The 13,344-nt window shown below is 66.5% G+C and carries 10 protein-coding genes; 8 read left to right on the top strand and 2 right to left on the bottom strand.

From position 1 onward, the window contains the following. The first annotated feature begins 1 nt into the window (after nucleotide 1). The 5 genes from BLQ62_RS09010 to smc are packed head-to-tail and all read left to right on the top strand — an operon-like array spanning nucleotide 2 to nucleotide 6,375. Nucleotides 2-283, top strand: coding sequence for an acylphosphatase (locus BLQ62_RS09010; protein WP_269451316.1), 282 nt, complete (start codon nucleotides 2-4; stop codon nucleotides 281-283). Nucleotides 284-286: 3 nt separating this feature from the next. Beyond that, nucleotides 287-1,105, top strand: coding sequence for a hypothetical protein (locus tag BLQ62_RS09015; protein WP_068565851.1), 819 nt, complete (start codon nucleotides 287-289; stop codon nucleotides 1,103-1,105). Beyond that, on the top strand, nucleotides 1,105-2,310 hold the full coding sequence (locus tag BLQ62_RS09020) for a glutathionylspermidine synthase family protein (protein ID WP_068565849.1): 1,206 nt from the start codon (nucleotides 1,105-1,107) through the stop codon (nucleotides 2,308-2,310). Before BLQ62_RS09015 ends, BLQ62_RS09020 begins: the two co-directional genes overlap by 1 nt. Next, entirely contained in the window at nucleotides 2,307-2,765 is a 459-nt protein-coding gene (locus BLQ62_RS09025; protein WP_068565847.1) for a DUF350 domain-containing protein, read from the top strand. The genes BLQ62_RS09020 and BLQ62_RS09025 overlap by 4 nt, the downstream gene beginning before the upstream one ends. A gap of 25 nt (nucleotides 2,766-2,790) precedes the next feature. Next, nucleotides 2,791-6,375: a chromosome segregation protein SMC gene (smc, locus tag BLQ62_RS09030; RefSeq protein WP_068565845.1), complete on the top strand. Its 3,585-nt coding sequence runs from the start codon at nucleotides 2,791-2,793 to the stop codon at nucleotides 6,373-6,375. Nucleotides 6,376-6,456: 81 nt separating this feature from the next. On the opposite strand, the gene BLQ62_RS23300 is transcribed toward smc, so the two are convergent. Further along, nucleotides 6,457-6,702: a hypothetical protein gene (locus BLQ62_RS23300; RefSeq protein ID WP_139184183.1), complete on the bottom strand. Its 246-nt coding sequence runs from the start codon at nucleotides 6,700-6,702 to the stop codon at nucleotides 6,457-6,459. A 194-nt stretch (nucleotides 6,703-6,896) separates the two neighbouring features. On the opposite strand from BLQ62_RS23300, the gene BLQ62_RS09035 reads away from it, so the two are divergent. From BLQ62_RS09035 to BLQ62_RS09045, 3 genes are read left to right on the top strand one after another with little or no spacing between them, the layout of a single operon-like run. Beyond that, nucleotides 6,897-9,260, top strand: coding sequence for an ATP-binding protein (locus tag BLQ62_RS09035; RefSeq protein WP_160126325.1), 2,364 nt, complete (start codon nucleotides 6,897-6,899; stop codon nucleotides 9,258-9,260). Then, entirely contained in the window at nucleotides 9,257-10,954 is a 1,698-nt protein-coding gene (locus BLQ62_RS09040) for a DEAD/DEAH box helicase family protein (protein WP_068565841.1), read from the top strand. The genes BLQ62_RS09035 and BLQ62_RS09040 overlap by 4 nt, the downstream gene beginning before the upstream one ends. Next, nucleotides 10,954-11,595: a hypothetical protein gene (locus BLQ62_RS09045; RefSeq protein WP_068565839.1), complete on the top strand. Its 642-nt coding sequence runs from the start codon at nucleotides 10,954-10,956 to the stop codon at nucleotides 11,593-11,595. The genes BLQ62_RS09040 and BLQ62_RS09045 overlap by 1 nt, the downstream gene beginning before the upstream one ends. A 145-nt stretch (nucleotides 11,596-11,740) precedes the next feature. On the opposite strand, the gene BLQ62_RS09050 is transcribed toward BLQ62_RS09045, so the two are convergent. Beyond that, a complete protein-coding gene (locus BLQ62_RS09050; RefSeq protein ID WP_068565836.1) occupies nucleotides 11,741-12,898 on the bottom strand; it encodes a DNA cytosine methyltransferase in 1,158 nt (385 codons plus the stop codon). Nucleotides 12,899-13,344: the final 446 nt, after the last annotated feature.

Genomic DNA, 13,344 nt, shown 5'->3' on the forward strand with positions numbered 1-13,344 from the left:
AGTGCCCGACGAGCAGTCCCGGATGACGGCCTGGGTGCACGGCGGGGTGCAGGGCGTCGGGTTCCGGTACTGGACGAAGACTCAGGCCCTGGAGCTCGGACTGCTGGGCTACGCTGCCAACCAGCCCGACGGTCGCGTGCGCGTCGTCGTCGAGGGCGACCGGTCCGCATGCGAGACTCTGCTGCAACGTCTGTGGTCGGGGGACTCTCCGGGCAGGGTCGATCTGGTCGTGGAACTGTTCGGGCCCGCACGAGGCGGGCTCCCGTCGTTCGAGGAGAGGTGAGGCATGCAGCCGCCCGTTCCTGAGAACCGGCCCGTGGGCGACATCCCCGGGCCGGAGTCGAACTACTTGCCGCCCGTGCCCGGGCTCCCGCCGCAGGTGAACCTGCCCGGCACCGTCGAACCGCCGCGCCGCCCGGGCAGGATCCGGGAACAGGACGAGAACACCACCGCCCGCCCCGAGACGGTGGCCGAGGCCCGCGCCCGGCAGCGGGCGCAGCGCCAGCGCGCCGAGGACGAGCAGCGCGAGGCCGCGGAGGCCGCCGCCGCGGCGGCGAAGAAGAGCCGCCGGCGCAAGCAGATGATCGGCGCCGGGGTCGGCGTCGGCGTCGTGGGCGCGATCGCCCTGCTCTACGTGGCCGTCCCGGACGACAACGCGGGCACACCGACCCAGACGGCCTACTGCACCACCGGCAACGACCAGGTGGTCTCCGACGACTACTGCTCGCGCGGCACCTACAATCCGGTCACGGGATTCATCCTGCTCAACGGCCTGAGCTACCGGTACAACTACGGCGGCACCTACAACAACGGGCGCCTGACGGGCGGCAGCTACGACCGGCCCGCCAACACCGCCTTCCGCACCTCGTCCGGCGCGGCGGTGGACCCGGCGAAATCCACCTCGTTCGGCACCAACGGCCAGAGCAACGCCGCGAGCAAGCCCGCGCCGCCGGCCGCCGGATCGAAGTCGGGCGGAACGAAGTCGGGCGGAACGAACGCCGGCAGCAAGAGCGGCTCCACCGGCAAGAACATCGACCGCGGCGGCCTCGGCACCGGCAGCAAGGGCGGCAGCTCCAAGGGCGGCTCCGGATCGAGTGGATCCTGATGCGCCGCATGCGGGGAACGCCCCGCGCGGGGTGGCAGCGGACCGTCGAATCGCAGGGCCTGGTGTTCGGCACCCCCGCCCGCGACGGTGCCGGCGAGAGCCGGAACTACTGGGATGAGTCCGTGTACTACGAGTTCGACATGGACGAGGTGCTCGCGCTCGAGGCGCAGGTCGAGGTGCTGCACTCGATGTGCCTCAAGGCCGTCGAGAACGTGATCCTCACCGAGCGGTACGCCGACTTCGGCATCCCCGAGTGGGCGTGGGGCGCGATCGAGGAGTCGTGGAAGCGGCAGGACCCGCACGTCTACGGCCGGTTCGACCTGCGCTACGACGGCCGCCGGCCGGCGAAACTGCTGGAGTACAACGCCGATACGCCCACCTCGCTGCTGGAAGCCGCTGTGGTGCAGTGGTACTGGTTCCAGGACACCGCGCCGGACACGCGCCCCTGGGACGAGGGCGGCTACGACCAGTGGAACTCGCTGCACGAGGCGCTCGTCGCGCGCTGGGGCGAGATCCGGGGCGTCATCCCGGCTTCGGAGCTGCACTTCACCTGGTCCGGCGCGGACGCCACCGGCGAGGACCACGTGACCACCGGCTACCTGCAGGAGACGGCCGCCGAGGCGGGCTTCGACACCGTCGGGCTACCCATCGAGGACATCGGTTGGGACCACGACCTGAAGACCTTCGTCGACCTCGAGGACGCCCCGATCAACTCGGTGTTCAAGCTGTACCCGTGGGAGTGGATCCTCGAGGACGACTTCGGCAAGCGGGTCGTCGAATCCATCCCCGCCACCACATGGGTCGAGCCGCTGTGGAAGACGATCCTGTCCAACAAGGCGATCCTCGCGGTGCTCTGGGAGATGTACCCGGATCACCCGAACCTGTTGCCCGCCTTCATCGACAGCCCCGGCTTCCTCACCGAGTACGTGAAGAAGCCCAAGCTCGGCCGGGAGGGCGCGAACCTCACGATCGTGGACGCGGGCCGCGAGACCGCCACCGGCGGCGTCTACGGCGCCGAGGGCTACGTGTACCAACTGTTCGACCCGCTTCCCGAGTTCGACGGCTACCGGCCCGTGATCGGCGCCTGGGTCGTCGGCGACGAATCCGCCGGTATCGGCATCCGCGAGACCTCCGGCCTCATCACCGACGACGGTGCCGCCTTCATCCCGCACCGCATCACTCCGAAAGGCACGCCCGCATCATGAACACGACCCTCCTCGCCGCCGCAGACCTGGGCACCCTGGGTAAGGGCATCGGCGCGATCTGCCTCTACGCCCTCGTCGGCCTGCTGCTCATGGTGGTCGGCTTCTACGCCGTCGATCTCTCCACGCCCGGCAAGCTGCGCGACCTGGTGAAGTCCGGCAAGCCCAACGCCACCTACATCACGGGCGCCGGCATGCTCTCGATGGCGTTCATCATCGTGGTCGCGATCTACGCGAACTACACCGGCGGCGGCGATCTGTGGGCGGGCGTCGTCTACTCGCTGGTCTACGGCGTGGTCGGCATCGTCGCGCAGATCATCTCCGTGCGCGTCCTCGACCTGGTCACGGGCGTCGACATGGAGGAGCTCATGTACTCCGAGGTGTTCCTGCCCCAGGCCCGCGTCATCGCCGCCTCCCACGTCGCGCTCGGTCTGATCGTGGCGATGGCGGTCCTCTGACGGGCACCACCTAAACTGGCGTTTCGTGTATCTCAAGTCGCTGACACTGAAGGGCTTCAAGTCCTTCGCTTCGGCGACGACTCTGCGCCTCGAGCCGGGCATCACCTGCGTCGTCGGGCCCAACGGATCGGGTAAGTCGAACATCCTCGACGCCCTGCGCTGGGTGATGGGCGAGCAGGGCGCCAAGGGCCTGCGCGGCGGCAAGATGGAAGACGTCATCTTCGCCGGCACCTCCGGCCGCGCGCCGCTGGGCCGCGCCGAGGTCACGCTCACCATCGACAACTCCGACGGTGCGCTGCCCATCGACTACTCCGAGGTCTCCATCACGCGGCGCATGTTCCGCGACGGCGCCGGCGAGTACGAGATCAACGGCACCAAGGCGCGCCTGATGGACGTGCAGGAGCTGCTCTCGGACTCCGGCATCGGCCGCGAGATGCACGTCATCGTCGGGCAGGGCCAGCTCGCCGCGATCCTCGAGTCCAAGCCGGAGGAACGTCGGGCCTTCATCGAGGAGGCGGCCGGGGTTCTGAAGCACCGGCGCCGCAAGGAGAAGGCGGTCCGCAAGCTCGACTCCATGCAGGCCAACCTCGCGCGGCTCACGGACCTGACGACGGAGCTGCGCCGCCAGCTCAAGCCGCTCGGCCGGCAGGCCGAGGTGGCCCGGCGGGCGCAGACCATCCAAGCTGACCTCCGCGACGCGCGGCTGCGGTTGGCTGCTGACGATCTGGTGCGCCGCCGCGCCGAGCTGGCCGACCAGAGCGGTAACGAGGCGGCGGTGCGACTCGAGCAGAACGAGGTGGCCGAGCAGCTGGACGAGGCGAACGCGCTGGTCGCGGAGCACTCGGAGGCCGTGGCCGCGCTGGACCCGGCGGTGAAGGCCGCGGGCGAGGGCTGGTTCTCGCTGTCCGCGCTCGCCGAGCGCGTCTCGTCGACGGAGCGCATCGCCTCCGAGCGCGCCCGCCTGCTGTCCGAGCCCGTCCAGCACGCTCCCGGCCGCGACCCCGACGAGCTCGAGGCCGAGGCCGAGCGCGTCGCCGAGGAGGAGGCCGAGCTCATGGAGGCCCTCGAGGAGGCCGCCATGATCCTCGAGGAGGCCACGGAGGAGCTCGCGTCGCGCGAGGAGTCCGCTCGGGACGCCGAGAAGGCGCACATGGCCGCGGTCGCGGCCATCGCGGACCGTCGAGAGGGGCTCGCGCGCCTGGCCGGCCAGGTGGAGACCCTGCGCACCCGGGCCGAGTCCGTCGAATCCGAGTCCGGACGGCTGACGGCGGCCATCGCCGAGGCCGTCGAGCGGGCCGAGGCCGCGGAGGCGGAGTTCGAGCAGGTCCAGGGGCAGATCGCCGAGCTCGATTCCTCCGAGGCCTCGCTCGACGAGCACCACGAGCGCAGCGTCGCGGCCATGAACGCCGCCGCCGCGCGGGTGGAGGAACTGCGCGCGTCGGAGCGGGAGGCGGAGCAGAAGGTCGCCTCGCTCGTCGCCCGGATCGAGGCCCTGACCATGAACTTGGACCGGGGCGACGGCGCCGCCTGGGTCGTCGAACACGTCGACGGCGTGACCGCCGCCGTCGCCGAGCGCCTGTCCATCACGCCGGGCCACGAGAAGGCGATCGCCGTCGCCCTCGGGCCGATCGCGGAGGCGGTGGCGGCCCCCTCGGTGTCGGTGGCATCCGATGCGCTGGCCCGGTTGCGCGAGGCCGACGGTGGCCGCGCCGCCCTGGTCGTGGAGGGGCTCGCCGCGGGGTCCGGCGACGGCGGGAGCCTGCCCGACGGTGCCGTCTGGGCCATGTCGTGCGTGAGCACGCCCGCGGCGCTGGAGGGCGTGATCGCGGCGGCGCTGTCGGGATGCGTGCTGGTCGGTTCCGTCCCGGAAGCCGTGGCAGTGGTCGCGTCACGGCCCGAACTGCGGGCCGTGACGCCCGACGGTGACCTGATCTCCCACGGGGTGCTGACCGGTGGTTCCGCGGCGCGGCAGTCGACGCTGGAGGTGCAGAAGTCGATCGACGCGGCCGAGGCGGCGCTGGGGGAGACCCGGCGGTCGGTGGAGTCCCTGTCAGCGGCGCTGGCCGGGGCGAACGAGGATCTGGCTGCGCGGCGCGAGGTGACGGAGTCGGCGCTCGCGGCGCTGCACGAGTCGGACGCCCAACTCGGCGCGATCTACGAGCAGTTGGCCCGATTGGGGCAGGCAGCGCGGAGCGCGCGCGACGAGGCGGAGCGCCTGGTGGCGCAGCGGTCGCGGATCGAGTCGTCGCGGGACGAGACACGGGCGGCTCTGGTGGAGCACGAGGAGCGCTTGCGGCTAGCTGAATCGCTGCCCGAGGATTCGGTGTCCGTCGGGACGGACGACCGGGACGCTGCTGCTGCGGCGTTGGCCGCGGCGCGGTCGGTGGAGATGGAGGCCCGGCTCGCGCGGCGCACCGCCGAGGAGCGTGCGGCCGGCGTGCGGGGCAAGGCCGAGGGGCTGCGACGAGCCGCCGCGGCCGAGCGTGCGGCGCGGGAGCGGGCGGAGGCGGCTGCTGCTTCGCGGCTGGCTGCCGCAGCGGTGGCATCGTCGGTGGCGGAGGGCGCTGCGCTCGTGTCATCGCGGCTGGGGCGCGCGGTGACGAGGGCTGCTGCGCATCGTGATGCGCTGGAGGCATCACGCGCGCAGCGCGCCGGCGCGCTGGACGTCGCGCGGCAGGAGAGCGCGGCGCTGACGGCTCGACTGGCCCAGCTGACGGATGCGGTGCACCGCGACGAGGTGGCGCGGGCTCAGGCGGCGCTGCGGATCGAACAGCTCGAGGAGCAGGTGGTGGCGTCGTTCGCGATGTCGCCGGACGATCTGGTGGCCGAGTACGGGCCTGATGTTCCGCTGCCGCCGTCCTCGCTGGAGCTGGAGGAGTACGAGGCGGCGCGGGAACGCGGCGAGACTGTCGTGAAGCCCCAGGGCCTGCCGTTCGACCGGGCAGTGCAGGAGCGCCGGCTGAAGTTGGCGGAGAAGGACCTTGCGACGCTGGGGCGGGTGAACCCGCTGGCGCTGGAGGAGTTCGCGGCGCTGGAGGAGCGCTACAACTTCCTCTCCACGCAGCTCGAGGACGTGAAGTCGGCTCGCGAGGATCTGCTGAGTGTGGTCGAGGAGGTGGACGCCAAGATCCTGCAGGTGTTCACCGAGGCCTGGGTGGACGTGGAGCGAGAGTTCGTCGAGGTGTTCAAGACCCTGTTCCCGGGTGGCGAGGGCAAGCTGATCCTCACCGAGCCGGGCGACATGCTGACCACGGGAATCGACGTCGAGGCCCGGCCGCCGGGCAAGAAGGTCAAGCGACTGTCTCTCCTCTCCGGCGGCGAGAAGTCCCTGACCGCCGTCGCGATGCTGGTCGCCATCTTCCGCGCCCGGCCGTCTCCGTTCTACGTGATGGACGAGGTCGAGGCGGCGCTGGACGACACCAACCTCCGCCGCCTGATCTCCCTGTTCGAGCAGCTGCGCGACAAGTCCCAGCTGATCGTGATCACGCACCAGAAGCCGACAATGGAGGTCGCCGACGCGCTCTACGGCGTGTCGATGCGGGGAGACGGCATCACCCAGGTCATCTCGCAGCGGATCCGTGGCCAGGAGCTGGGCGCGCTGTCCGTGTAGGCGCGGACGAACCGCGCCGCAGACCATTAGACGATGAACTGCGATAGTTGCGGAGGAGTCAGCCACCCAGAGCGCCGGTCACTACCTATAACGGCTGAGTGACGGAAAGGTCTGCAGGATCACCTCCAACAGCTCGCTGGCGATCGCTTCGTTGAACTGGATGGACTGACTGCTCTTGCCGGGGCTTGCGCGCTGGTCGGAGCCAAATGTGCTGAGGTGGAGCACCTTGCCTTCGGAGTCTGCAACTACTGTGTAGAAGCAGTCGACCTCAGTAGGGTGTCGTCGGACAGACTGTGTGCCGGCGGAGATCGAGCGAACTTGAGCCATACGCGAAGGTTACGTGGTCGCGATGAGAAGAGAGCTCAGAGATGGGCTTGTCCAAGCCGAACCTGTTGCGTCAACGCTTGCTTGACGGCGTCGTATCAATCTTGTCGGTGGCCCTCAGTAGTCTCTTCCTAAGAGGAGATACTCCCGCAAGCGGTCATCCACGGGGCCGCTGGGAACGACCGATGAGGACCCTGATGCCTGACGAAACCCTAGATCTGACACCCCACCCACGGATTCTTGAAGTCATCGCGGACGTCGACATGAAGGTGCCGGAATGCCTCGCCGAGCTCGTCGACAACTCACTCGATGAGATCGCCGAGGCGCAGCGGGAAGATCCTGGTTTCGAGGGACGGGTCGAGATCGTGTTCCCGTACGGGTCGGGAAAGGTGAACCGTGACTCGGAGATCAGTGTCATCGATACCGGGCGAGGGATGTCGGTGGGGCAGATGCGATCGGCCCTCCGTGCCGGATCGTCGGGGAACTCGCGGTTCGGTGCCCTGGGGCTGTTCGGCATGGGGTTTAACGTGGCTACGGCGCGGCTGGGAACCCTTACAAAGGTGCGTACCGGCCGGGCTGGTGACGACCACTGGACGATCGCCGAGATTGACATTCGCGCTATGGAGTCGCGAGACACATTCTCGGTACCGATCTACACCGAACCGAAGCAGGTGAGTGAGCACGGTACGTCGATCACCGTTGCGGGTCTGAAGCCCGATGTTGTGCAGCGCCTAGGGTGGAACGGCATCGCCAGCCAGGTCCGGGATCGGCTGGGCGAGACTTACTCATACATGCTGCGATCGGTCGAGGATACCGACATCGCCGGCGCTGAGGTGATCGGCGGTCTCGGCGTCGAACTGCTGCTCAACGGCCGCTCGGTGCCAGCCTATATCCCTTGTATCTGGTCGCCAAAACGGTCGGTAAACTACCGCGGCCAGGACGTCCCAGCGGTGACCGAGGTCAACCATGAACTGAAGCCGGCGTTCGCGTGCATGACGTGCGGCCACTGGCATCCGGAAAATCTCGGTTCCCTTGAGGTGTGCAGCGAGTGCGGCTCCGATCGGGTCGAGCTGCGCAGTCGGGCGATCCGGGGCTGGCTCGGCATTCAGAGGTACGACGACCCGAGCGACTTTGGGATCTCGCTGCTGCGAGAGGGACGCACGATCGTGCATTTGGACAAAGACTTGTTCGATTGGAAGGACACCGTCACCGACAAGATGGTCCCAGAGTACCCGTTCGAACTCGGCCGCGGCCGAATCGTCGGGGAGTTGCATCTGGACCACATCGAGGTGAACTATCGGAAGAAGGACTTCGGTCGGGACACGATCGCGTGGCGGACCGTGCGTGAGAAGGTCCGTGGCGAGGGACCTCTGCAGGAACAGCGAGCCAAGAGCGCTGGATATGGGCCGAACACTACAGAGCTCGGCATGCTCGCACATGCATACCGTCGCTACGACCCAGGCTACCGATATTTGGTGCCGGGAAATGGCGCTCAGGCGCTGTCGGATCAGGCTCGCAAGTGGGGTGAGTATTTCCGTGAGGGCCGTGCTGACTACCAGAGCGATGAGATGTGGTGGAAGAACGTCGTCGCGCACGAGGAGGCCAAAGCCGGTCTGACCGATGGCGACGGCGATGACGACAGCATCGACGATCTGTTGCCGACCTCGCCGGCAGGTGGCGGTGCCGCCGGTGATGGCACCGAGTCTGCAGGCAGCGAGGAAGATGACGCCGATGCCGAGAACGATATTGCGGAAACCAGCTTCGAGCGCCGCGCTCGCTATCGCGCGAGCGGTCGCGTCGTCCCACAGCTGGATGGCACCGAGATCGTTGTCCCGGGTAAGGGGCGGACGATCATGATCACTGCCTTCATCACCTCCGGCGTCGAGTTCATTCAGGATCGTTTCTCCGAGGTAAGCCTTGAGGCGAACGAGCTGGAGCTGTTCATCGACGACAAGCATCCGTTGTTGGACGTATTCGGCTGGAACCGGGTGGACGTGGCGGTGATGCTGCTGCACGACACGGCCGATCGTTACTTGGGATACGACGGCCCGGCCGGCCAGTTTGTCGAGCAGGTCCTCGAACAGATTGGTGATCGACGGATTGACGCCGCGACTGTGCGTCAATCTGCCGAGGGACTGCTCGATGAGATTCGAGAGGCCGTAGTCCCTCTCGTCGCCGACGACCCGGTCGGATATTGGAAGAGTCTGTCACCGAATGCTAAAACCCAGACGCAGAAAGCAGCGGCCGCTGAGGCCGACCGAGATTGGAACGAATTGGAGGCCTCTGGCGGTTACGCGGCCTACTTGTCACCCCGAGCGTTCGAGGACCTGGCGGTGGAGCTGCCTGAGAAGGTCCTCGACGGCGGGGTGTTCACGACGACTTACGGATCGTGGCAGGACGAGTCGATCCGCGAAGCAAAGCTGTCCCACCTGACGAGTCTGATCCGCGACCTGGAACGCACGGTGTCGGCGACGGATCGGATGAGTTCACGCGAGTTGATCCGGCTTTCGATCGGTCTCGAATCCCTCAGCGCGCTCGTTGTCCAGGGAGCTTCGTTGTGAGTGATTCGTCGTTCCTGTCGGCTGAGCGCGTTGCGCGAGGCGGCCCGGCCGGGTTCACCCGAGCGCTGGAGCGCCTGCTGCCGCTGCTGGGGTTCAGCCAGGTCGTGAACATCGATGGATCAGGTGACCAGGGAGGCGACCTATTGACCAAGTTCGGACGGGAACAAGTGGCGTTACAGGTCAAATGGCGCCAGGACCCGGTTCGCGGCTCGGTCGGTGATGATGCGGTTGACGAGGTTTCCAATGCGATCGACGCGTATGGCGCCGCCTCCGGGATCGTAGTCACCAATGGTCGGTTCACCAAGTCGGCGAGGGGCCGGATTGACGCCTACGGGAAGGTGAGTCGACAGATCAAGGCCTGGGATGGTCGGGACCTGGCCAAGCTGTACCGCAAGGCAGCCATGATAGCGGCGCAGGTCGAACTTCGGCCCTACCAGGTTGAGGCCGTGCAGGCTTCGCTGGAGTCGCTGCGGGACCCCGAGAAGCGACGGGCACTGGTGTATCTGGCCACGGGCCTGGGCAAGACGGTGGTCGCCGGCTCGATCGCTGCAGACTGGCTCGACCGCGATCCGTCGGCGAAGATTCTGGTGATCGCCCACGGCGGGCCGCTGGTCGATCAGCTGGAGAAGTCGATGTGGCCGTTCATCCCGAAGGATATCCCGACGCAGATGATCGGCCAGGGCGAGCATCGCGACGACCTATCAGGTGTGACGTTCGCGGTATTGCCGACCGCGCATGACTATGTTGAGCGGGGATACCGGCCCGATCTGGTGATCGTCGACGAGGTGCACCACGTCGGCGAGACAGGATTCTACGCGCACATAATTGAGATGCTCGACGGCGTGCCGCGACTCGGTGTCACCGCGACGCCGTGGCGTGGGGACAGGTTCGACATCGAGGTGATGTTCGGGGAGCCAGTCGTGCGGATGTCAATTGCGGATGGCATCCGCCGCGGGTATCTGGCGCAGGTCGATTATCAGCTTCTCGCCGACGACATCGACTGGGAGTTCGTCAAGGAGGCCTCGGCGCATTCGTATACGATCAAGGACCTGAATCGCCGGCTGTTTATCCCCGAGCGGGACGAGGCGATCATCGAACGGCTCACCAAGGTTTGGAACTCGACGCGGACCCCGCGGGGCATGGTGTTTTGCCAGACGATCGAGCACGCCGAGCGATTCGCCGAGCGGCTGCGCGAGTACTCAGCCTGGCGCGGTGTTGAGACGATTCACAACGGCATGACCAAGCGTGAGCGCCAGCAGCGGCTGGTACAGTTTCGCGCTGGCCAGACGGAGCTGCTGGTTAGCGTCGACCTTCTTAACGAAGGCATCGACGTCCCGGACGTGAACATCATCGTGTTCGCCCGGGTGACGCACTCGCGCCGGATCTTCATCCAGCAGTTGGGGCGGGGCCTGCGACTGCGCACAGGCAAGGAGCGCGTCGCGGTTCTAGACTGCGTCTCGGATCTGCGGCGGATCGCCGAGGTGTCTGCCTTCCGCGCGCAAGTCGAGGCGTCGGAGACTGAGGTACTCAGTATCAACCGGTCGAGCTTCGATTTCGCAGACCAGGGCGTACGGTCATTGATAGAGCAGTGGGTTGCCGATATCGGTGATCTGGCGACTGCGACTGATCAGGTACGGCTGGAATTCCCGCCGACGTCGGACGATCCAGGCGTAGCGACGAGAGGTTTCAACTGATGCGACTGCCCGACGAGGTCAGGGACGCCGCGCTGGCCCGTGTGTACGAGGTTTTCGACCGCAAGCGGTGGGAGCAGGTGCCCGCCAGTAAGCGTGGGGCGGTGTATGACGAGCTGATTGCTGACGAGGGGTTCACCGCCGCGCTGCGGCCGTTCGCCACCCCAGCACAGATGCGCGTGTGGCTGAAGGACAGCGCCGCCAAAGAGTATCCGCGGGCGTTGGAGGGCACCGGCCCGACGGCAAGTTACACCAAACGGGGTTATCCCGGGCCGACTGCGATCGTGGCCGCGACGCTCGGCGACGAATGGGCGGTGGTCGCCAACTCTATCGAGCAGAAACCTATGCGCTGTCGAGTGACCAGCTTGGGAGGCCACGAGGCGCTGCTCACTTGGGGGCCGCTGAGGAGCCTGCGCGATCTATACTTCGCGGCCTCGGCGGCAAAGGTTGACGGCCAGGAGCGCGTCTTCATTGCGATCACTAGACCTACGATGGCTGAGCCGCCCAAGGGCGAGTGGGATCGCGTATGTGCGTTTTGCGATTTGATTGGCGTCGAAGTGTTTTCGGTAATGTATGCCCCACGCTTCGAACCTGGTCATTCTGACCAGAAACGCTGCGCGACGAAGATTACTAGCATTCACTAGGATGCTCGTCTACTGAGGAACTTGGTTCGACGAAGGTAGTCCCGGGGGGATCAGCTGGATATAGGGCCCGGTTTCCGTGGTCATTCGGGCTAATTGAGTGGAATCGAACGGGCTGGCGAGGACGGCGGCTCGTGGGCGAGAACCACTAGCACGCGCGGCGCGCCGCCTTGGCGTCGCGGAACGTAGCGGCGCCGAGGTGAGTATGGACTGACCTGGCAACTACCGCCGCCAAGTCGACTGGCACAGCGTTGCCGACCTGACGCATCGCCTCAGTCCACGGACCGTGCAGACGGTAGTCGTCCGGAAAAGTCTGCAAACGCGCGGCTTCGCGCACAGTGAAGTATCGTACTGAGTTGTCCACATTGAGAAGCATGTTCTCGCCGCCGGGCACCCCGTGGACACCCGCCTTAAGAGCCTTCGCCGGCGCGTCGATGTAGGAACCGGTATGTCCCCTATATGACCTGGCTCCGTATTGCGGCGTATGGTTGAGTGCATTGTCGCCTGGCGCAGGTAATCCCTTGAGGGCGTCTCTAACTGTATTCCAGGGCTGCAACGACGTATCGGAATCCTGAGCGGCGCGGACGCGATAAGCGCGGTGCCTATTGGGTACTTCATGCCGCTCCCAATAAGAACCGTCCTGCTGCGCCAAACGCAGAGCCCCCGCAGAGTGGGTCTCTGCCGGGAAGTGCCATTCGGCATCGACATCGGCACGGAAGCCCACAAAAAATACACGCCACCGCTGCTGCGGCACCCCGTAATCGGCGGCGTTCACTAGCCTCGACACCACGTTGTACATCAGGCCCGTATGAGTCGACGTGTGCTCGGATTGCAGTCGCGTGAGGTGGTCGCCCCAGGATTCGAGGTTCGTCGCAATCAGTTCCGGGTGGGCAAGACGGAGCTTAATGTACTCGTAGTAGTCGGAGAAGCTCGGGCGCAGCAGACCTCGGACGTTCTCGATGATGAACGCCCGCGGCCGTAGCCGGCGGATGACGTCTGTGGTGGCAGGGAACATGTCCCGCTTGTCGTTGGCGGCGTTACCTTTGCCCCCACTTGAGAACGGCTGGCAGGGCGGCCCGCCGCTGACGAGGTCGATTCCGTCCGGGACCTGTCCCCAGTCGACGTCACGAACATCGCCCTCGCGTACGTCGATGTCCTTGACCAGCGGGTAGCCGGCATCGCGGTTCTCACGCAGCGTATCGCAGCACCAGCGGTTCCATTCGGAGACGATCTCGGTCGAAAACCCGACCTTGTGCGTTCCGAGAGTCAGGCCGCCGCCTCCTGCGAAAAGCTCGACACTCCTCATACTGCCCAGGCTATCTGGAGGCACTGACACGCCAGAAACGGGGCAGCCAGTCGTGCAGTCCAGGACTGCGGCGGTGGGGGAGCGTACCCGGTGCCATGTCTGGCAGGGGGCTGGAATCGATGCGGTACGCGCGTCATGCCATTCGCCCCCAGCTGGTCGCTCGGATGTAGGTTCCACGAGCCCGGGACGAACGCAGCCGAGGTGGTGGTGTTAGCTAGCAATCGTGTCGTGCTTGCTTGAGGTCGACCAGCCCAGCCGGGGTCCTGTCCGTGTCGCGCGGAGCCATCGAACGACCAGCGGTGCCTGTTCAAAGCCGTCACGAATCTGCGAGCCCTGAGCAGAATCCCAGGCTCCGAGTGATCAATATACCGAGTGACATTTCCTCCGGTACGGGCAGGCGATCCTCTGATCTCGCCGGAGCTGAGCTCCTTAGAGAGCGGAAGGTT

The organism is Tsukamurella pulmonis, from assembly GCF_900103175.1.
Taxonomy (GTDB): Bacteria; Actinomycetota; Actinomycetes; order Mycobacteriales; family Mycobacteriaceae; genus Tsukamurella; species Tsukamurella pulmonis.